Source organism: Cupriavidus sp. H19C3 (genome assembly GCF_049393815.1).
Classification (GTDB): Bacteria; Pseudomonadota; Gammaproteobacteria; order Burkholderiales; family Burkholderiaceae; genus Cupriavidus.
In genome coordinates this window covers 3,682,603-3,702,604 of sequence record NZ_CP184985.1, presented here as the reverse complement: position 1 = coordinate 3,702,604, position 20,002 = coordinate 3,682,603, and the positions used below count along the sequence as shown (strand labels likewise).

General features: G+C 67.5%; 19 protein-coding genes and 1 pseudogene. 9 read left to right on the top strand and 11 right to left on the bottom strand.

Going from position 1 to position 20,002, the window contains the following annotated elements; translation table 11 throughout:
• Positions 1–8: 8 nt before the first annotated feature.
• From DFLDMN_RS17145 to DFLDMN_RS17130, 4 genes are all read right to left on the bottom strand, one after another.
• Positions 9–1,400 (bottom strand): class I SAM-dependent methyltransferase, encoded by a 1,392-nt coding sequence (locus tag DFLDMN_RS17145; protein ID WP_423196067.1) that lies wholly within the window; start codon positions 1,398–1,400, stop codon positions 9–11.
• 349 nt (positions 1,401–1,749) lie between these two features.
• Positions 1,750–2,346: a YceI family protein gene (locus DFLDMN_RS17140; protein ID WP_423196066.1), complete on the bottom strand. Its 597-nt coding sequence runs from the start codon at positions 2,344–2,346 to the stop codon at positions 1,750–1,752.
• A gap of 66 nt (positions 2,347–2,412) precedes the next feature.
• Complete coding sequence (locus DFLDMN_RS17135; RefSeq protein WP_423198454.1) at positions 2,413–2,925, bottom strand: YceI family protein; 513 nt, start codon at positions 2,923–2,925, stop codon at positions 2,413–2,415.
• 185 nt (positions 2,926–3,110) lie between these two features.
• A complete protein-coding gene (locus tag DFLDMN_RS17130; RefSeq protein ID WP_423196065.1) occupies positions 3,111–3,701 on the bottom strand; it encodes a cytochrome b in 591 nt (196 codons plus the stop codon).
• Between the two features lie 345 nt (positions 3,702–4,046).
• Between DFLDMN_RS17130 and DFLDMN_RS17125 the strand changes: the two genes are divergently transcribed.
• The 4 genes from DFLDMN_RS17125 (at position 4,047) to DFLDMN_RS17110 (ending at position 8,299) form a co-directional block, all read left to right on the top strand.
• Positions 4,047–4,826, top strand: a complete 780-nt coding sequence (locus tag DFLDMN_RS17125; protein ID WP_423196064.1) for an enoyl-CoA hydratase/isomerase family protein — start codon at positions 4,047–4,049, stop codon at positions 4,824–4,826.
• Positions 4,827–4,908: 82 nt separating this feature from the next.
• The gene (locus DFLDMN_RS17120) at positions 4,909–5,895 is read left to right on the top strand and encodes a Bug family tripartite tricarboxylate transporter substrate binding protein (RefSeq protein ID WP_423196063.1); all 987 of its coding nucleotides are present in this window, start codon (positions 4,909–4,911) and stop codon (positions 5,893–5,895) included.
• A gap of 15 nt (positions 5,896–5,910) precedes the next feature.
• The gene (locus tag DFLDMN_RS17115) at positions 5,911–6,831 is read left to right on the top strand and encodes an SMP-30/gluconolactonase/LRE family protein (RefSeq protein WP_423196062.1); all 921 of its coding nucleotides are present in this window, start codon (positions 5,911–5,913) and stop codon (positions 6,829–6,831) included.
• Positions 6,832–6,850: 19 nt separating this feature from the next.
• Complete coding sequence (locus DFLDMN_RS17110; RefSeq protein ID WP_423196061.1) at positions 6,851–8,299, top strand: CoA transferase; 1,449 nt, start codon at positions 6,851–6,853, stop codon at positions 8,297–8,299.
• Positions 8,300–8,367: 68 nt separating this feature from the next.
• On the opposite strand, the gene DFLDMN_RS17105 is transcribed toward DFLDMN_RS17110, so the two are convergent.
• On the bottom strand, positions 8,368–9,120 hold the full coding sequence (locus tag DFLDMN_RS17105; protein WP_423196060.1) for a GntR family transcriptional regulator: 753 nt from the start codon (positions 9,118–9,120) through the stop codon (positions 8,368–8,370).
• Positions 9,121–9,384: 264 nt separating this feature from the next.
• Positions 9,385–10,761: an adenylosuccinate lyase gene (gene purB / locus DFLDMN_RS17100; protein ID WP_423196059.1), complete on the bottom strand. Its 1,377-nt coding sequence runs from the start codon at positions 10,759–10,761 to the stop codon at positions 9,385–9,387.
• 538 nt (positions 10,762–11,299) lie between these two features.
• Between purB and DFLDMN_RS17095 the strand changes: the two genes are divergently transcribed.
• A complete protein-coding gene (locus DFLDMN_RS17095; protein ID WP_423196058.1) occupies positions 11,300–11,914 on the top strand; it encodes a glutathione S-transferase family protein in 615 nt (204 codons plus the stop codon).
• Positions 11,915–11,931: 17 nt separating this feature from the next.
• Here DFLDMN_RS17095 and mnmA read toward each other — a convergent pair whose 3' ends face one another.
• The 5 genes and pseudogenes from mnmA to DFLDMN_RS17070 form a co-directional block, all read right to left on the bottom strand.
• Complete coding sequence (mnmA, locus tag DFLDMN_RS17090) at positions 11,932–13,011, bottom strand: tRNA 2-thiouridine(34) synthase MnmA (protein ID WP_423196057.1); 1,080 nt, start codon at positions 13,009–13,011, stop codon at positions 11,932–11,934.
• Positions 13,008–13,539: pseudogene (locus DFLDMN_RS17085) on the bottom strand (NUDIX hydrolase). Before DFLDMN_RS17085 ends, mnmA begins: the two are co-directional and overlap by 4 nt.
• A complete protein-coding gene (gene dapA / locus DFLDMN_RS17080) occupies positions 13,520–14,608 on the bottom strand; it encodes a 4-hydroxy-tetrahydrodipicolinate synthase (RefSeq protein ID WP_423196056.1) in 1,089 nt (362 codons plus the stop codon). The pseudogene DFLDMN_RS17085 and the gene dapA overlap by 20 nt, the downstream one beginning before the upstream one ends.
• Positions 14,595–14,978: a hypothetical protein gene (locus tag DFLDMN_RS17075; RefSeq protein ID WP_423196055.1), complete on the bottom strand. Its 384-nt coding sequence runs from the start codon at positions 14,976–14,978 to the stop codon at positions 14,595–14,597. Before DFLDMN_RS17075 ends, dapA begins: the two co-directional genes overlap by 14 nt.
• A gap of 194 nt (positions 14,979–15,172) precedes the next feature.
• Positions 15,173–16,042: a TorF family putative porin gene (locus tag DFLDMN_RS17070; RefSeq protein ID WP_423196054.1), complete on the bottom strand. Its 870-nt coding sequence runs from the start codon at positions 16,040–16,042 to the stop codon at positions 15,173–15,175.
• Between the two features lie 326 nt (positions 16,043–16,368).
• Between DFLDMN_RS17070 and DFLDMN_RS17065 the strand changes: the two genes are divergently transcribed.
• The 4 genes from DFLDMN_RS17065 (at position 16,369) to DFLDMN_RS17050 (ending at position 19,905) form a co-directional block, all read left to right on the top strand.
• Positions 16,369–17,490, top strand: coding sequence for a Re/Si-specific NAD(P)(+) transhydrogenase subunit alpha (locus DFLDMN_RS17065; RefSeq protein ID WP_423196053.1), 1,122 nt, complete (start codon positions 16,369–16,371; stop codon positions 17,488–17,490).
• A gap of 142 nt (positions 17,491–17,632) precedes the next feature.
• Positions 17,633–17,995 carry an aspartate 1-decarboxylase gene (gene panD, locus DFLDMN_RS17060; protein WP_423196052.1) on the top strand — a complete coding sequence of 121 codons (363 nt, stop codon included), beginning with the start codon at positions 17,633–17,635 and terminating at the stop codon, positions 17,993–17,995.
• A gap of 114 nt (positions 17,996–18,109) precedes the next feature.
• The gene (locus DFLDMN_RS17055; RefSeq protein ID WP_423196051.1) at positions 18,110–18,436 is read left to right on the top strand and encodes an NAD(P) transhydrogenase subunit alpha; all 327 of its coding nucleotides are present in this window, start codon (positions 18,110–18,112) and stop codon (positions 18,434–18,436) included.
• Positions 18,436–19,905: an NAD(P)(+) transhydrogenase (Re/Si-specific) subunit beta gene (locus DFLDMN_RS17050; RefSeq protein ID WP_423196050.1), complete on the top strand. Its 1,470-nt coding sequence runs from the start codon at positions 18,436–18,438 to the stop codon at positions 19,903–19,905. Before DFLDMN_RS17055 ends, DFLDMN_RS17050 begins: the two co-directional genes overlap by 1 nt.
• Positions 19,906–20,002 lie beyond the last annotated feature (97 nt).

Sequence of the window (20,002 nt, the reverse complement as noted above, 5' to 3'; positions counted from 1 at the left end):
CGGCAGGCTCACTGGATAGTGGCTTCGGCGAAGACATTGACGCCGGTTTCATCGACATAGAGTCGGTGGGCATGCGAGTTCTCCGGCAGCAGCGAAGCCATGCCGGCCTCGTCGCGATAGATCAGGTACCACTCGAGCAGATGTTCCATGCCGAACTTCTCGGGATTGTCGGAATGGACATTGGTGACCAGCAACTCGCCGCCGGGCTTGGTACGCGAGGCGAAATAGGTCAGCAGGCGCGCGCACACCTTGTCGGACAGGTAGTCGAACAGGCCCGCGCAGTAGACCGCCTCGAACGCGCGCCAGTCGGGCTCGTCGGGCGCAATGCGCCGCTTGAGCAGTTCGTGCACCGACTGGTGCACCATTTCCACCGAGACCTTGCGTCCCGCCGACGCGGCCGACCGCTCGATCGACTCGCGCGTATATTCGAGCGTCTCCTCGCTGAAGTCGACCAGCTGGAACGACAGCAGCTCCGGATTGGGATACTCGCGCACAAAGCGCTGGATCTCGAACGCTGGCCCGCAGCCGACGTTGAGCACGCGGAACGGCCGGCCGGCGGCGCGCGCGCGTTCCGCCTGGCGCGTCAGAAAGTCCACCAGCAGGTCGATGCGGTTACGGTGCGCGGTGGCCACCGCCGCCTTCAGGAACGCGGTGTTGACGATCTGGAAGTAAGTGGTCGGCCCCTGCTGCGGATCGCTCAGGATCTGGTTCACCATCTCATAGTCGCCGGCATAGCCGAGCGGCTTGGTGAACGTGCGGTAGACGAACGGCGCACGCAGCAGCAGCGGATGCAGGGCCGCCTGCGCATAGGTACGGTGCACCGGCGCGATCTCCGGATCCACACGCTGCGCCTCTCCCTCGAGCCAGTCGAGGTAGGTCTTGACCTTGGTCATCAGCGGCGTGGCGAGTTCGTAGAAGACGTCCTCGCGCAGACGGCCCTCCTGCTTGGGCAGCGACTCGGTCAGGTCCACCTGCTCGACCCAGCGCGACACTTCCGACAGATACGCGCGCATCTCGTTGACCACGATCTGGTAGTCGCGCCGGATATTGAAACGCGTGTCCCAGTCCTTCACGAACATCTCGGCTTCGCGCGCGACGGACTTGGGCTCGTTATTGACGTCGGTCAGTTCGCGCCACTCGTCGATCAGCGTCAGCGACACCACCGCGGTCAGGCCCGTATTCACCAGACTCATGACCACGGCCTTGCCGAGATACGCGTTCTTGGTGCCCATGCGGACACTGAGTTCGCTCAATACCTCACTGACCTGCACGATCGAGTAAGGATTGTAGATTTCCATCACCAGAGATTTTCTCTGGAGATTGATGATCGTCCCGCGCACCTGTTCGCCCTGCGAGTTGCGGAAACTAACGACCGGATCGATTTGCGTTTTGGAGTACACGGTATCGCGCCAGGGAAATCCGAGAAACGCTGCGCGCCAGGGCGCCGCAATGGGGAACGGCAGGCCGGGTACAGCTCGGGCAAGAGGAATCGCGGCGGATAGCCTGGATCAGGGAATGCAGCCGATGCTCATATTCGATACGCGTGACCGATCGCGCGGTTAGGCGGTTAGCCGGTGAATGGGACTGCAGCCGGGCCATTGTACTGTGGCATTCCCGCGGCGTACAACCGACCGAGCATCGTAAAAGGTGGGGTATGTCCCTAGGGCGGGCAGTGGTATTGGTCCGGAACAAAAAAAAAGGCCGGCGTGCTTGCCGGCCTTTCCGCGCGCGCGATAGCCGCGCACGTCGTCACTCCGCCTTCACGCCTTCCACCTGGATGGCCAGCTTGATGTCCTGCTTGAAGCCGTATTTCGCACCATAATCGACGCCGAAGTCGGCACGATTGAACTGGCCCACCACATCGGCGCCGCACACTTCGCGCTTGAGCATCGGGTGCTCCATGCACTTGAACTGGCGGATTTCGAGCTTGACCGGCTTGGAGACGCCACGCAGCGTCAGCACGCCGTCGACCTCGGTCGGCACGTCGCCCTTGAACTTCGAGAACTTGCCCTTGTACGTGGCTTCCGGGAAGGCCTGCACGTCGAACATGTCCGGACCCTTGACGTGCTCGTTCAGCTTGGCGTTGCCGAAGTCCACCGAGGCCGGGTCGATCTTCACGTCGATGGTGCCGGTCCTGGCCGCGCGGTCCAGCGTCACCACGCCGCTCGACTTGTCGAACTTGCCGCGCCACACCGACAGGCCGCCCAGGTGGTCGGCCTCGAAGCTCGGATACGTATGGGTCGGGTCGAGGTTGTAGGTGCTGACGGCGGCCGAGGCGGCGCCGGCAAACGTGGCGGAGGCCGCGACCAGGGCGGCGGCGGTGGCGAGCAGGTGACGCATTTGCATGGGAAATCTCACGAAAGGTTGGAAAAGGAATTCGTCATTCGCAGGGGGCGGCGGGCCTCGGCCCTGCTAGCCCTTCTTCGCCGCGGTGACGATATGGAACTTGATTTGCACATCGTCGGCGACGACGGAAGTGTCCTTCCACTCGCCCTCGCCGATGTTGAAGGCGGTCCGCTTGATCGGCAGCACGCCATCGAACACCTGTCCGGCGGCGTCCTGGCGATAGGTCGCCGGCACCACCACATCCACGGTCTTGCCCTTGATGGTCAGCTTGCCGGCCACCTCGAACTTGCCGGCGGCACCGCTGCGGATGCTGGTCGACTGGAACACCGCCTTGGGAAACTTCGCGGCGTCGAACCAGTCCTTGCCCCTGACTTCGCGGGTCGTCTCGGCATCGCCGATCTCGAAGCTGGCCACGTCGATCTCGACCTTGGCCGACGAGCTCGCCAGCCTGGCGGGATCGAAGTCGACGGTGGCATCGAACTTCCTGAACTTGCCTTCCATCGGCACGCCGATCTGGCGCGCGGTAGCCGTGACCGAACTCTTGCCCGCATCCACCTGGGCCCAGGCGAGATTGGCCATGCCGGCCAGCGCGGCCGCGCTGGCCAGGACCGCCACGGCGGTAGCGAGCGGCCGCGGGCCGCGACGGAATTTGCTTGTCATCAGAGACTCCTTGGAGAGATCGGTACTGTTGTTGTCCGGGCATGGGCCCGGGATGGCATGTCCGTGGCCCGGCGCGCGTGCACCATCACAACGCGCGGCCGCCGTCAGCGCAGGAACGGCACCATGCGCGCCAGCGTGCCGTCGCGGTCGACCAGCTGGTGCTTGAGTGCGGCCAGCGCGTGCATCACCACGATGGCGGCCATCGCATAGTTGAGCCAGATATGGGTGACCTTGAGGATGTCGCGCGCGGTGTCGTCGGGTCCGATCAGCATCGGCAGCTTCCACAGGCCGAGGTAGACCACCGGCACACCGGCCGCGCAGCTATAGAGGTAGCCGGTCACCGGCACCACCAGGATCAGCACGTAGAGCAGATGGTGCACGCCCGCGGCGGCACGCGCCTGCCACGCGGGCGTGCCCGCCGCGACCGGCGGCGCCGCATGGGTGACGCGCCACAGCACGCGCAGCAGCGCGAACGCGAAGATCGTCACGCCGAGCCACTTGTGCCACGAGAACAGCTTGAGCTTGGTCGGCGTCAGGCCCGGAATGCCGGTCATATAGAGACCCAGGCCGAAGGCCGCGAAAATGCCGAACGCGATCAGCCAGTGCAGGCCGATGGCGGTAGCCGTGTAGGTGGCCGGGCAGGCGGCCGGGGTGCCGGACGCAAAACGGGTCCGCGAAGTCCCTGGCGATGTCATGTCGTTCCTATTCCTTCACGCTGGTTCTGTCTGGAGGCGATGCACGCGCACGAGCGGGCCAGGCTGACCGACCGGCTTCCTGCATGGCATCCGATTCTCGCATTATTGAGGGACCAATGTGCGCGATGCGGAGCCGATCTTAATGAAGTCGTTCAAAACATTTGAAGTGACCCGATGCCCGCAGGGCACGGTGTCGCCCGGCGCCGTTGCCCGGCCATTGCGCACGCCCGGGCTTGACAATCGTAGCGGCCAACCGGATGATAATTAGAACAACGTTCTGACTTATAGAACGACTACCAAGCATAGCGCGCCGGACCACCGGCGTCCGGCAGCAGGAGACACACGATGGACAGTACCGTCCAGGTGACCCGCCACGACGGCTGGGCCGAGGTCCGCATCGCGCGCGAAGCCAGGCGCAATGCGCTCGATCGCGCCACCCGGCAGGCGTTGCGCGAAGCCTTCGACGCGCTGCGCGAGCACGCCCGCGCGATCGTGCTGACCGGCAGCGGCGCCAGCTTCTGCGCCGGCCTCGATATCAGGGAACGCGAGGCCGAGCGGGCCGCGGGCCGGCCCGATACGGCGGGCGAGGAAGCCATCGAACTCAACCTGGCCATGCGCGCGCACCCCGCCATCTTCATTGCCGCCGTCAACGGACTGGCGCTCGGCGGCGGCGTCACGCTCGTCAATATGTGCGACCTCGCCATCGCGGCCACCACCGCCGCGCTGGGCTGCCCGGAGATCGGCTTTGCCACCTACGCCAGCATGGCCGGTCCCACCTCGCAGTTGCTGCTCACGCGCAAGCGGGCGGCCTGGATGCTGCTGACCGCCGAGCGCATCGACGCCGCCACGGCCGAGCGCTGGGGCCTCGTCAACGAGGTGGTGGCGCCGGAGCGGCTCGCCGCGCGCGCGGCCGAGCTGGCGGCGCGACTGGCCGGCTTCGACGCCGCCGCGCTGGCCGAGACCAAGGCCGCGCTGGAGAAGATTCCCGCCGAGATCACGCAGCCGCGCGCGGCCATGGCCTTTGGCCAGACCGTCAACGCCCGGATTCGCGCGCGTACCGATGCAGCCGCGGCGGGTCTGGCCCGCTTTGCCGCCGGCGGCCGCCATCCGGGCCAGGGCGCCTGAGTACCGTGCGCGTGCCGCGCCCTTCCCGTCCCGACATGCCGCAGAGCATGCCTTGCCCGTCCATATCGCATCAGGAGACACCATGCAACGCCGTACCGTTCTTCGCACCCTTGCCGCACTGATCCCCGCCGCCACCCTCGCCGCCGGTCCGGTCGCGCCCGCGCTGGCGGCCGACGCCTTCCCGTCCAAGCCGATCACCATCATCGTGCCGTTCTCGGTGGGCGGCTCCACCGACCTCGTGGCACGCCTGGTCGCCACCGGCATGAGCGCGCGCGGCACCAGCGCGCTGGTGGACAACCGCACCGGCGGCGGCGGCGTGATCGGCTGGGGTACGGTGGCGCGCGCCACGCCCGACGGCTACACCATGCTGACGACGGAGATGTCGTACGCGATCGCGGCCACGCTGCTGCCCAAGCTGCCGTTCGACCCGAAGAAAAGCTTCCAGATGGTGACGGTGGCCGCGTCGATGCCACACGTGCTCGTGGTCAACCCGAGCGTGCCGGCCAGGACCGTGCAGGAGTTCATCGCGCTCGCCAAGGCCAATCCCGGCAAGTACTACTACGGCTCGGGCGGCAACGGCACCAACACCCACCTCGGCGGCGCGCTGTTCAACAGCCTGGCCGGCGTCAACCTGGTGCACGTGCCGTATCGCGGCGCCGGCGCCGCGCTGCAGGATCTGCTGGGTGGCCAGGTACAGGCCCTGATCACCTCGTTGCCGACCGCCCTGCCCTATATCAAGACCGGCAAGCTGCGCGCACTGATGCTCGCCAACGATGTGCGCTCGCCGGTGCTGCCCGACGTACCCGCCGCGCCCGAGGTCGGCATGCCCAGCATGGTGATGAAATTCTGGGTCGGCTTCTCGGTGCCGGCCGGCACGCCGCAGCCGGTCGTCGACAAGCTCAACAAGGAGATGGTCGATACCGTCAACACGCCGGAGATCCGCAAGAGCCTGCAGGACCAGGGCCTCGACCCCGTGGGTAGCACGCCGGCGCAGGCAACCAGACTGCTCAACGACGAGATCCAGCGCTGGGGCGCGGTGATCAAGGCAGCGGGCATCAAGGCTGATTGAGGCACAGGACAACGTATGTGGAACGTCAATTTCACGCCGCCGCAGATCATCGAGGCCCGCGTGCTCACGCGCATGCCCGCGGCACTGCGTATCGCCCGCCGCAGCGAGTGGGCCGACGCCAACAAACCCGGACAGATCGTCGATAGCTTCCTGGAGGGGCCGACCTTCGACCGGGCCGGCAATCTCTACGTCACGGACATTCCGCATGGCCGCATCTTCCGCATTACGCCGGACCTGCGCTGGGAGCCGTTTGCCGAGACCGCGGGCTGGCCCAATGGCATCGCGCTGCATCGCGACGGCAGCCTGTGGGTGGCCGATTACCGCTGCGGCCTGCTGCGCATCGAGCCGGATTGCGGCGACGTGGAAGTCGTGCGCGGGCATCGCAACTCCGAGAGCTTCCGCGGACTCAACGACCTGACGTTCGACGGCGAGGGCAACCTGTACTTCACGGACCAGGGCCAGACCGGGCTGCACGATCCCACCGGACGCGTCTACCGGCTGCGGCCGTCGGGCCAGCTCGACCTGCTGCTGGCCAACGTGCCGAGTCCCAACGGCGTCGTGCTCGACCCCGCGCAGCGTTTCCTGCTGGTGGCGGCCACGCGCGCCAACGCGGTCTGGCGCATGCCGCTGCTGCCCGACGGTTCGGTGTCGAAGGCCGGCGCGTTCCAGACCTTCTTCGGGACCAGCGGCCCCGATGGGCTCGCGATGGACACCGAGGGCCGCCTGGTGGTCGCGCACGCCAGCCTGGGCGGGGCCTTCGTGCTCGACGCGCATGGCTGGTGCACGCATTTTGTCCGCAGCCCGCTGGGCGGCACGGTCACCAACGTCGCATTCCGGCCCGGCACGCGCCAGCTGGTGCTGACCGAATCGGCCAGCGGCACGGTGCTGGAAGCGGAGCTGCCGGCAGCGGGCGCGCCGCTCTACTCGCATGCCTGAAGTCATGCCGACCCCGCCCATGCAACCGCCTGCCGCCCCGCCGACGGCACCGCGCGCGTTCGATGAAATGATGACCTTGCGCGGCCGCGACGCCGTCGCCGGCGGCGAGGTATCGATCGCCGGCCACGATCCGTTTCACCCGACGCCGTTCCGCGTCGGCGAGACCACGGCGGCGGTGCTCGCGGCGGTGGGCGTGGCGGCCAACGATATCTGGCAGATGCGCACCGGCCGGCGTCAGCAGGTGACCGTCGACGTGCGGCACGCCGCCGCGACGGTCCGCACCGTCGACTACACACGCGCCCGCGATGCCGCAGGCGGCTTCGAGCACGTACCGATCCCGCCGGCGATGGCGCATATGCTCACCGTCACGCAGCCCTGGCCCACGCGCGACGGCCGCTGGTTCCTGCCGCACCTGAACCTGCCGCACCTGTCGCGGCGCGTGCTCGACGTCCTGCAATGCGACAGCACGCCCGACGCGGTGCGCGCCGCGGTGGCGCAATGGGATGCCGACGCGCTCGAAGACGCCATCGCGGCCGCGCGCGCCTGCGGCGGCAAGATCCGCACGCGCGAGGAATGGCTTGCGCATCCGCAGGGCCGGTACCTGGCCAGCCGTCCGGTGGTCGAGGTCGACCGCAGCGGCGACGCGCCCGCGCCGGCATGGACCCCGCACGCCGCGCAGCCGCTGGCCGGCATCCGCGTGCTCGATCTCACGCGTATCCTGGCCGGCCCGGTAGCCGGCCGCACGCTGGCCGAGCTCGGCGCCGATGTGCTGATGGTCACCGCCCCGCATCTGCCGCAGACCCCCGAGCATGTCCGCGATACCAGCCATGGCAAGCGCAGCTGCTTTCTGGACCTGCGCCAGGCCGACGATGCGCGCCGCATGCGCGCGCTGATCGCGGAGGCCGATGTCCTGGTCGACGGCTATCGTCCCGGCCGGCTTGCCGCGCTGGGGTTCGACGACGCCACGCTGCGGCGGCTGCGGCCGGACCTCGTGCATGTGTCGGTGAGCTGTTTCGGTGCGGGCGGTCCGTGGGCGGACCGTGCGGGCTGGGAGCAGGTGGCGCAGGCGGTGACCGGGGTGTGCGAGACGCAGGGCCGCGCGCTCGGCGCGGGCCAGCCCAGGCTGGTGTTCGCGCCCGTGTGCGACTACACCACCGGATATCTCGCCGCGTATGGCACCTTGCTCGCGCTGGCGCGCCGCGCCGGCACCGGCGGCGGCTATCGCGTGCGGACTGCGCTCGCCGGTGCGGCCATGCTGGTGCAGCGCCAGGGGATGGTGGAAGGATTTGCCGCCGCGCCGGGACGGCTCGACGAAGACACGCTGCGGCCATGGCTGGTGCAGGAGTCCAGCGTGTACGGCGAACTGCGTACGCTCGGCCCGGCACTGGGCCTGTCGGAAACGCCGCCCCGGTGGCAGCGGCCGACGCCCAGGCTGGGCGGCGACGCGGCCGCGTGGCTGGCACGGTGAGGACGCCGCCGGCGCCATGCGCCGGCGGCCAGCGCACCGGCCCGGCGGGCGAGCGAGCGTACTCGCGTTCAGCCCGCGTGCGCGGGTCCGTCGCGGCGCAGTGAAAACTGATAGGTAAAGCGGTCGGCCGGATGCACGCTGACCGATGCCTGCACCATGCCGCCGAGCCGATCGAGATAGCGCCGCGTGATTTCGAGCGCCGCGGTGCCGGCAGCGGCGCCGAGCGCGTCGGCCAGCGGCTCGGGCAGCAGCACCGCACGAATGCTCTGCTTGACCTCGAAGATAAAGCGGCCGCACTGTTGCTCGATCATTTCGCAGATCAGGCCGTGCGAGACATGCACCCGGTCGCCGATGGCGTGGCCGATGTCGGGCTCAAGGTAAACGTCGGTCCAGCAGATCGGCCGGCCGCCGCGCGTGCCCTCCGGTGACGGCTCGGTACGCAGCATCTGCACGTTGGTCCACGCCTTGCCCGGTGCACAACCGAGCTGCCGCGCCAGCGCGGCGCTGCAGACGATGTCCTCGACCTGCCGCACATGGCGCTCGGTCTCCGCCGCGTACTGCATCAGCTCGCCGACCGTCATCACCGAGCCGGTATAGTCGCGCGTCGGCTTTGCGCTTTCCACGCGCGTGCCCGCGCGGCGCTTGCGCGAGATCAGTCCGAGCTCTTCCACCACATCCAGTGCCGAGCGCACCGTGGCGCGGCTCACCTCGTACTGGCTGGCGAGCTCCACCTCGCTCGGCAACTGCGCCCCCACTGCGATCCTGCCCGAAGATATATCGCTGACGATCTGCCTGGCCAGTGTCGCGTAGCGCGCTTCCATATGTCTCCTCGCCCCAGTCAGTCCGGTTACCAGTGGGTAGGATTGTACTTGAGCGATTTCGGCGCGCAGGCCAAGATAAACCCTCATCCGTGCCGCATCCGTGCCACAGCGGGGCTTGCCATGCGGCCCGCTTTGAGGCCCGCTTTGAGCCCCGCTTTGAGCCCAATCCGCGCCCCACTTCGTGCCTGGGTAGCGGCGCCGATTGGTTCGCACCATTGAACTGCCTGGCGCCAACCCGCGGCGATGAGAGTCAGATCTTCCCGGTCAGATCTTCTCGGCCAGTTCCACGGCCTTGCCGATATAGCTGGCCGGCGTCATCTGGAGCAGCAGCTGCCTGGCGTCGTCGGGAATTGCCAGCCCGGCCACGAAGGTCTGCAGCGCCTCGCGCGAGATGCCCTTGCCGCGCGTCAGCTCCTTGAGCTGCTCGTACGGGTTGGGCACGCCAAAGCGGCGCATCACGGTCTGCACCGGTTCGGCCAGCACTTCCCAGCAGTTGTCGAGATCCTCGTTGAGGCGCTCGGGATTGGTCTCCAGCTTGCCGAGGCCGCGCAGGCAGGCTTCGTAGGCGAGCAGGCTGTAGCCGAACGCCACGCCGATATTGCGCAGCACGGTCGAGTCGGTCAAGTCGCGCTGCCAGCGCGACACCGGCAGCTTCTCCGACAGGTGGCGCAGCACGGCATTGGCCAGGCCGAGGTTGCCTTCGGAGTTCTCGAAGTCGATCGGGTTGACCTTGTGCGGCATGGTCGACGAGCCGATTTCACCGGCCTTGGTCTTCTGCTTGAAGTAGCCGAGCGAGATGTAGCCCCACACATCGCGGTCCAGGTCGAGCAGGATCGTGTTGGCCCGCGCCACCGCATCGAACAGCTCGGCCATGTAATCGTGCGGCTCGATCTGGATCGTGTACGGATTGAAGGTCAGGCCCAGGCGGGTCTCGATGACCTGCTTCGAGAACGACTCCCAGTCGAACGCCGGATACGCCGACAGGTGCGCGTTGAAGTTGCCGACCGCGCCGTTCATCTTGCCGAGCAGTTCGACGCGCTCGATGCGCTCGATGGCACGTGCCAGGCGCGCGGCCACGTTGGCCATTTCCTTGCCGAGCGTGGTCGGGCTGGCGGGCTGGCCGTGCGTGCGCGACAGCATCGGCTGGCGCGCGTTGGCCTTGGCCAGCTCCACCAGGCGCGCCTGCACGCGGCGCAGCGTCGGCACGATCACGGCCTCGCGCGCGCCCTTGAGCATCATGCCGTGCGAGGTGTTGTTGATGTCTTCCGAGGTGCAGGCGAAGTGAATGAATTCGCTGGCGGCCTCGAGTTCGGCGTTGCCCTTGACCTGCTCCTTGAGCCAGTACTCGACGGCCTTGACGTCGTGATTGGTCACGGCCTCGATGTCCTTGATGCGCGCGGCGTCGGCTTCGCTGAAGTTGTCCACCAGCGCCAGCAGCCTGGCCTCGGAGTCGGCCGAGAACTTCGGTATGTCGGGCAGGCCGGCCTGGGACAGCGCGATCAGCCAGTGGACCTCGACCTTGACGCGGTTGCGCATGAAGGCCGCTTCGGAGAGCCATTCGCGCAGCGCATCGGCCTTGGAGGCGTAGCGGCCGTCGATCGGGGACAAGGCGGTAAGCGGCGATAGGAGTGGCGTGGACATGCTGGCAACCGGGAGGAAATAAGCAACGAAGAAAGGGAATGCGATGGAGGAAACCGGGCATCGACGGCGTCGGCGGCATCGACGACATCGACGACATCGGGGCGTCGGACCGCAGATGCGACCAATGCGCCGCACGGCCCGGACCTGCCTGCCTGCCTGCCTGCTGCCCGCAAATCGTCTGCGGAGACGGTCCTCGGGGATCATCCTCGAGGATGGTCCTTGGGGATGGTCCTCGGGGGACCGTCCTCCGGGATCGTCCGCAGGGATGTCACAGGCACCTCGGCAGGCGGTCTGGCATCGCGTAACGCGCGATTTTACCATCGCGCCCCGGCCCTGTGCGGGGCATCGGCCGACGGCCCCGCGCATCCGTGCGCAAGCCCGCAATGGGGCGGCATTCGGGCGTTGGCGCGGGTATACTCGCGCACGCCCTTCCGGTAGCCTGTTATGAAGTGCATCGGGCATGGAGGCCGCGCCCAGCCTGCGCCAGCCGCCTGCCACGGAGCGCCGATGCACTTCATAACAAGCTCAAGGGGAGAATATGAAGCTGTATGTATCGCTGACCAGCCCGTACGCGCGCAAGGTGCGCGTCGTGCTGGCGGAAAAGAAGATCGACTACCAGATGATCGAGGAGAACGTCTATTCGCCGGACACTCGCATCGGCCAATTCAATCCGCTCGGCAAGGTGCCTTGCCTGGTCATGGAAGACGGCGGCGCGGTATTCGATTCGCGTGTCATCGTCGAGTATGCCGACACGCTCTCGCCGGTCAGCCGGCTGATTCCGCAAAGCGGTCGCGAGCGCCTGGAAGTCCGTTGCTGGGAAGCGCTCGCCGACGGCCTGCTCGACGCGGCCTTGCTGGTGCGCATGGAGCACACCCTGCGCACCGAGAACGAGCGCAGCCAGAGCTGGGTCGAACGCCAGCGCGGCAAGATCGATGCGGCGCTGGTGGCGATGGCCAACGGCCTCGGCGACCGCCCGTGGTGCACCGGCATCCATTACACGCTGGCCGACGTGGCGATGGGCTGCGCGCTGGCCTACCTCGACTTCCGCTTCCCCGAGATTCCATGGCGCACACGGCATCCCAACCTCGCCGCGTTCCAGGAAAAGATCGAGAAGCGCCAGTCGTTTGTCGATACGCAGATTCCCAAGGCGTAAGCGCGTAAGCGCCGCCCTTACTGGATGATGCCGCCGCCCAGGCAGACGTCGCCGTCGTAGAGCACGGCCGACTGGCCGGGCGTCACCGCCCATTGTGCCTCGGCAAACGCCAGCGCCAGCGCATCGCCGTCGGCCTGGTCCACGCGGCAGGCGGCATCGCTCTGCCGATAGCGCGTCTTGGCGGCAATCTCGAGCCCGCGCGCCGGCGCTTCACCGGCGACCCACGACAGATCGGCCGCGTCCAGCGTGGACGACAGCAGCCACGGATGATCGTGGCCCTGCACCACGTATAGCGTGTTGCTCGCCATGTCCTTGCGCGCCACGTACCAGGCATCGCCGCTGCCCTCGCGGCTGCCGCCCAGCCCGATTCCCTTGCGCTGGCCCAGCGTATAGAACGCCAGCCCGATATGCTCGCCCACCACCTTGCCGTCGTCGGTCTTCATCGGCCCCGGGTGGGTCGGCAGATAGCGGTTCAGGAAGTCGCGGAACGGCCGCTCGCCGATAAAGCAGATACCGGTGGAATCCTTCTTCTTCGCGTTGGGCAGACCGATCTCGGCCGCGATCTCGCGCACGCGCGTCTTCGGCATGTCGCCCAGCGGAAACAGCGTGCGCGACAGCTGCGCCTGGTTCAGCCGGTGCAGGAAGTAGCTCTGGTCCTTGGTCGGGTCGAGCGCCTTCAGCAACTCGAAACGCCCGTCGGCGCCCTGCCGCACGCGCGCATAGTGGCCGGTGGCGATCAGGTCCGCGCCGAGCGACATCGCGTGGTCGAGAAACGCCTTGAACTTGATCTCGGCATTGCACAGCACGTCGGGGTTGGGGGTGCGGCCGGCCGAGTATTCGCGCAGGAAGTCGGCAAACACGCGGTCCTTGTACTCGGCGGCAAAATTGACGGCTTCCACGTCGACGCCGATCACATCGGCCACCGAGGCCACGTCGAGCCAGTCCTGGCGCGTCGAGCAGTACTCGCTGTCGTCGTCATCCTCCCAGTTCTTCATGAACAGGCCGATCACCTCGTACCCCTGCTGCTTGAGCAGCCAGGCGGTGACCGACGAGTCCACGCCGCCCGACATGCCGACCACCACGCGGCGCCCGCTCATGGCTGGCCCTCCGCGTCGGCCGGGATGGCGTCCGCCGCCGGCTGCGCCAGCGCGTTCGGGTGGGTGTAGAGGACATCGAGCGCAAAGCGCTTGCCCGCCAGATAGTCGTCGACGCACGCCATCAGCAGCGGCGTGCGATGGCGCTCGGGACAGGCCCGCAACTCGTCCGCGCCCATCCATACCGTGCGCACGATGCCGGTATCGAGCTGGCGGCCCTCGTCGAGCGCGCCGAGGTCGCCGGTAAAGGCAAAACGGACATAGGTGGTATCGCCATGGTCGCGCGAGGACCGGCCGCGGCTCATATAGCAGCCGAGCAGCGCGCGCGGCTCGAAGGTGTGCGCGGTTTCCTCCAGCGTTTCGCGGATGACGGCGCGGATCAGGCTCTCGCCCGCTTCCAGGTGGCCCGCGGGCTGGTTGAGCCGCAGGCCGTCCGGGGGTTTCCTCTTCGACCAGCAGGAAGCGGCCGCCGCGTTCGATGACGGCGGCGACGGTGACGCTGGCGTTCCAGTCACGTGACATGATGCACATTTTTTAGGCAATCCGGCATTTTACCGGCTGCGGCCCGATCGTGCATCGCGTTACGCGCGCCCGGCACGGGCGGCAAGGCCGGCGCCCCCGCTGGCGCGGCGACCGGCGGCGGCAGCCGCGCCAGCGTCATCTCGAGCCGGGCCACCAGCGCGGCGCTGGCCGGCGTCAACGGCAGGCGTACCTCGTCGCGCGCGAGGCCGCACAGCGCCAGCGCCGCCTTGACCGGCGCCGGGTTCGGCTCAGCGAACAGCAGCGCGATCAACGGCACCAGCCGCGCAAACAGCGCGCGGGCACCGGCCTCGTCGCCGGCGCGTACCCGCCGCAGCAGTTGCACGAACAGATCGGGCCGCACATGCGCGGCGGCCGGCACCACCCCGGCACCGCCGGCCAGCAGATGGTCCAACATCGACGCATCGTCGCCGCAATACACCGCGATGCCGTCCTGCCCGGCCAGCGCCCGCATGCCGGCCGGATCGCACTCCTTGATGGCGCACACCTGCCCCTGCGCGGCCAGCCGCAGCGCGAGGTCCGGCGAAATGGTCGCGCCGGTGCGGCGCGGCACGTTATAGAGCATGAGCGGCCGCGCGGTCTGGCTGGCCACGCGGCGCACATGCCAGGCGATGCCTTCGTCCGACACGCGCAGATAGTAGGGCGGCGGCACCAGGTAGCCGGCGAGGTCGTGGCGTTCGAGCCGGCGTACCTGTTCGCACACGGCGCGCGTATCGACCGCGCCTACGCCCGCCATCACGGGCACCTTGCCATGCACGGCTTCCGTCACGGCCGCGATCACCGCGAGCCGTTCCGCATCGGTCAGCAGGCCGCCCTCGCCCGTGGTGCCCAGCCCGATGAGCCCGTCCACCCCGGCGTCCGCGTACCACGCGGCCAGGCGTTGCAGCACGGCGAGATCGGGGGCGCCGGCGCGCATCGGCGTCACCAGCGGCAGCCACAGGCCGGGCCCGATTGCGGCGCGCGCCACCGCGCCGGTGTCCATGCTGCCGACGGTGCCCACGGTGGCCATGCCGCGCCCGCGCGGGTTGCGCGCACCGGCCAGCGCGTCAGTGCGTGCCATGCTCGCTCCCGAGCAACGTCGTCACGCCGAACTCGGCGGCGGGCAGCGCGCGCATGATCGCGTGCATGGCCGCATCGCGGCCACCGCGGGCCACTTCGATATGGAGGATGGTTTCGCCGTGACGGTGATCGACCTCCACCACGTAGATGCGTGCCACCTCGCCCAGCGCGCGATGCAACGTCTGCCGCAGCGCGAATACCTGGGCCGAGGCCACCGCCAGCCGGAGCCGGATCCAGTGACCCGCGCCGCTGCCCGCGTGCGGCCGCACCACGGCCTCGCCGCGTCGGGCGCCGACGGGACCGGCGGCAGGGGCGAGGGCCAGCGCGGCGTTCCCCGCGCCGCGCGGCGGCGCCGATCGTGCACGGGCCATCCGACGTCGGGGCACGGCTGCAAAGGCGAGGGCAAGGCTGGACGGTCTCATGAAGGTGGACCCGCGCGCGGCGGGTCGTCTGTGGAACATGTGAACATGCTAGGGACGCGCGCCTCAATTTGATGCAGCAAAGCGGGGCCCGGACATCAAAAGCGCGTCAACGACGCCGCCCCGCCCCGCCGTATGCCGGCGCCTCAGAACGTCCTGGTGACCGATGCGAACGCGGTGGCCTTGCCCATGTAGCGCCCATGCGCGTTGGTGTAGACGCCGCGCGCGGCATTGGTGTCGAGATAGGCCAGCGACACCGTCAGGCCGTGGCCGAAGTCCTTGGTCAGACCGGCCTTCCAGTCGGTGTACGAGGCCTCGCTGAAGTGCGCCACGCCCTGGTAGCCCACATGCGCGTTGAAGGTCAGGTCCCACACGTTGAGCGGGACATTGGCCGAGAGGTCGATGTAGTAGCTGTTCCTGCTGTCGGCAAAACCGAACAGGTTGGTCAGCGCATGCGAGTACTTGAGAAAGACCGGACCATAGCCCACGCCCGCATAGATCTCGGTGGTATATGGCCGCGTGAAGCCGGTGGGATAGTCGCCCGGATAGTAGTACTCGAGCACGCCCACGTCGTAGTTGATCTCCGCCCCCGCCACGTCGACGCGGTTGCGGAAGCCACCGTAGAAATCCATCTCGATCGGCGCCGACACCTGCGCGTTGCTGTCGGAGAGCCAGCTGATGTTCGAGTTCCAGTTGCCGAGGTAGAGCCCGCTCTCGTGCGAGTAGTCGAATCCGCCCTGGATGGCCGGGCGGCGATTGGTCTGCATCAGGCCGCGATAGCGGTACTCGGTGGCGAGCGTGAGGTTGGCGGTGAAGCTATGAGGCGACGCCGCGGACGCCGTTGCGTTTGCGTTCGCGTTTGCGCTGGCGGACGAAGGCGCGTCCGGCGCCTGCTGGGCCAGCACGGCGGCGCCGGGCGCGGCCAGCAGGACCGCGGCCGGCAGCAGCGCGCGTAGCGAGGGCAGGCAGGAGGGAAGACGGGACAGTACGGACGTCGTCGGACGTAAAGCGATCATGGCGGTTCTTGACTGGGTGGAGGATCGCACCCGGGCCCCCTGGGATGCGGGTGGCCCGGATGCGGCGTGCCCGCCACGATACGGAGCGGGGCATCAAATCGGTGTCAAGAAGCGGGGCTCGCGCATCAAATCTCGCCTTTCATGCGCGCTCAAAATAAGTGGCGCCCGACGGCACAAAAGCCGACCGCATGGTCACCATGCGCCAGGATATTCGGGTAAGCTGCACAAAACTTGGGGTATCCGGACGGGTTCCCCACGGGCGCAGACGTCCGCCCGGCCCAAATACAAAATGTGAGTAACGACGCCATCAAAAGGAGAAATTGACGATGCATATCGGCATCCCGCAGGAAACGCGGGCAGGCGAAACTCGCGTCGCCGCCACCCCCGAGACCGTCAAGAAGTATGTCGCCCAGGGCCATCAGGTCACGGTGCAGACGGGCGCGGGCGTACGGGCGAGCCAACCGGACTCGGCCTACGAGGCGGTCGGCGCGCGCATCGGCAGCGCTGCCGACGCGCTTGGCGCCGAGCTGGTGCTCAAGGTGCGCGCCCCGGACGACGCCGAGCGCGCCCAGATGAAGCCCGGCTCGATCCTGGTGGGCATGCTCAATCCTTTTGATGTCGAGAACAACGCGCGCATGGCCGCCGCCTCGATCACCGCTTTCGCGCTCGAGGCCGCCCCGCGAACCACGCGCGCGCAAAGCATGGACGTGCTGTCGTCGCAGGCCAATATCGCCGGCTACAAGGCCGTGCTGATCGCCGCGCACCACTACCAGCGCTTCATGCCCATGCTGATGACCGCGGCCGGCACGGTGAAAGCCGCGCGCGTGCTGATCCTCGGCGCCGGCGTGGCTGGCCTGCAGGCGATCGCCACGGCCAAGCGCCTGGGCGCCGTGATCGAGGCGTCGGACGTGCGCCCCGCGGTCAAGGAGCAGATCGAATCGCTCGGCGCCAAGTTCCTCGACGTGCCGTTCATCACCGACGAGGAGCGCGAGATCGCGCAAGGCGTGGGCGGCTATGCGCGCCCGATGCCGCCCGACTGGATGCGCCGCCAGGCCGAGCTCGTGCACGAGCGCGCGCGCCAGGCCGATATCGTCATCACCACCGCGCTGATCCCGGGCCGCAAGGCACCGGTCCTGCTGCAGGAAGACACGGTGCGCCAGATGAAGCCGGGCTCGGTGGTGGTGGACCTTGCCGCCGCGCAGGGCGGCAACTGTCCGCTGACCGTCGCCGACGAAGTGGTGGAGCGGCACGGCGTGATCTTCGTCGGCCATACCAACCTTGCCAGCATGGTGGCCGCCGATGCGTCGGCGCTCTACGCGCGCAACGTGCTCGACTTCCTCAAGCTGATCGTCGACAAGGACGCGCGCTACACGCTGAACCTCGAGGACGACATCGTGGCTGCGTGCCTGATGTGCCGCGACGGCCAGCTCATCAGGCAGGCCGCCTGACGCCGGGCGCGGTGTACCCGCTTGGTCCGCCTGGTCCGCCTGGTCCGCTTGGTCCGCTTGGTCCGCTTTGCCAGCTTTACCCACCGACGGCGCCGGCTTCGCACCGGCGCCGCACGTTTTATTCCTGAAGGACGTATTACCCATGCAACGCATCATGCTTCGCGCCAAGCTCCACCGTGTCACCGTGACACAGGCGGACCTGAACTACGAGGGCTCGTGCGGCATCGACGAGAACCTGCTCGAAGCCGCCGACATGAAGGAGTTCGAGAAGATCGAGCTCTACAACGTGAACAATGGCGAGCGCTTTTCCACGTACATCATCAAGGGCGTGCGCGGCAGCGGCGAGATCTCGCTCAACGGCGCCGCGGCGCGCCGCGCGCATCTGGGCGACCAGCTCATCATCTGCACCTACGCGCCGATGAGCGACGAGGAAATCCGCACGTACAAGCCGAAGATCATCCTGGTGGATGGCAATAACGGCATCAAGGAAATCAAACAGCTCTGACCTCCCGGGAGGAGGTACCATGCCCGTGCCGCGCGGCACGGACATGGCGCAGGTTTGCAGGGAAGTCGACCCGGTTACCGGAATCACAGGATTCAAGCAACGGAGGAGAAGTCGATGGAGATGGTGAACCACACGGTGATCAACCTGATCATCTTCGTGCTGGCGATATACGTGGGCTACCACGTGGTGTGGACGGTCACACCGGCGCTGCACACCCCCCTGATGGCCGTGACCAATGCGATCTCGGCCATCATCATCGTCGGCGCGATGCTCGCGGCCGGCCTCACCGAAGGCGGCGTGGGCCGCGTGATGGGTACGCTCGCGGTGGCACTCGCGGCGGTCAATGTGTTCGGCGGCTTCCTCGTGACCCAGCGCATGCTGGAGATGTTCAAGAAGAAGGAACCGAAGGCCAGGACCGAGGCTGCGAAGGAGGCTGCGTAATGGCGCTCATCAGCATGAACCTCGTCACCCTGCTCTACCTGGTGGCCTCGATCTGCTTCATCCAGGCGCTCAAGGGCCTGTCGCACCCGGCCTCCGCGCGCAAGGGCAACGCGTTCGGCATGATCGGCATGGCCCTCGCCGTGGTGACCACGCTGGTCCTGATCGTCAAGCTCAAGAACGAATTTCTCGCGGCCGGCGTGGCGCAGGAATCGGTCGGTACCGGCATCGGCCTGATCCTTGCCGCGCTGGTGGTCGGCGGCGGCATCGGCGCCTATGTGGCGCGCAAGGTCGAGATGACCAAGATGCCGGAACTGGTGGCCGCGATGCACTCGCTGATCGGTCTTGCCGCCGTGTTCATCGCGGTGGCTGCGGTGGCGGAGCCGGACGCCTTCGGCATCTCGGCCCCGGGTTCGCACCTGATCCCGACCGGCAACCGCGTGGAACTGTTCATCGGCTGCTTCGTCGGGGCGATCACGTTCTCGGGTTCGGTCATCGCGTTCGGCAAGCTGGCCGGCCGCTACAAGTTCCGCCTGTTCCAGGGCGCGCCGGTGGTGTTTGCCGGCCAGCACTGGCTGAACCTGCTGCTGGCCATCGCGATGGTCGGCTTCGGCATCATCTTCTTCCTGACGCAGGCGTGGCTGCCGTTCCTGATCATGCTCGCGATCGCCTTCGTGCTCGGCGTGCTGATCATCATCCCGATCGGCGGCGCCGACATGCCGGTGGTGGTGTCGATGCTGAACTCGTACTCGGGCTGGGCCGCGGCCGGTATCGGCTTCTCGCTCAACAACCCGATGCTGATCATCGCGGGCTCGCTGGTGGGTTCGTCCGGTGCCATCCTCTCGTACATCATGTGCCGGGCGATGAACCGCTCGTTCTTCAACGTGATCCTGGGCGGCTTTGGCGGCGAGGCCGGCGGCGCCAGCGCGGGCACGCAGGCCCAGCGCAACGTCAAGTCGGGTTCGGCCGACGACGCCGCGTTCCTGATGGGCAATGCCGAGACCGTGATCATCGTGCCGGGCTACGGCCTGGCGGTCGCGCGCGCGCAGCATGCGCTCAAGGAGCTGACCGAGAAGCTGACCGACGCCGGGGTGACCGTGAAGTACGCGATCCATCCGGTGGCGGGCCGCATGCCCGGGCACATGAACGTGCTGCTGGCCGAGGCCGAGGTACCGTACGACCAGGTGTTCGAGATGGAGGACATCAACAGCGAATTCGGGCAGGCCGACGTGGTGCTGGTGCTGGGTGCCAACGACGTGGTCAACCCGGCCGCCAAGACCGATCCGAAATCGCCGATCGCCGGCATGCCGATCCTCGAGGCCTACAAGGCCAAGACCATTATCGTCAACAAGCGTTCGATGGCGGCCGGCTATGCTGGACTCGACAACGAACTGTTCTACATGGACAAGACGATGATGGTGTTCGGCGACGCCAAGAAGGTGGTCGAAGACATGGTCAAGGCCGTTGAATAACGGCAGATCGGGCGCCGAATAAAGTGCGGTGAATACCTGAAATCAAAGTTTTCGAAGTCATGCGGCCAGCGGACAACGCCGGCCGTTTGCTTTGCGG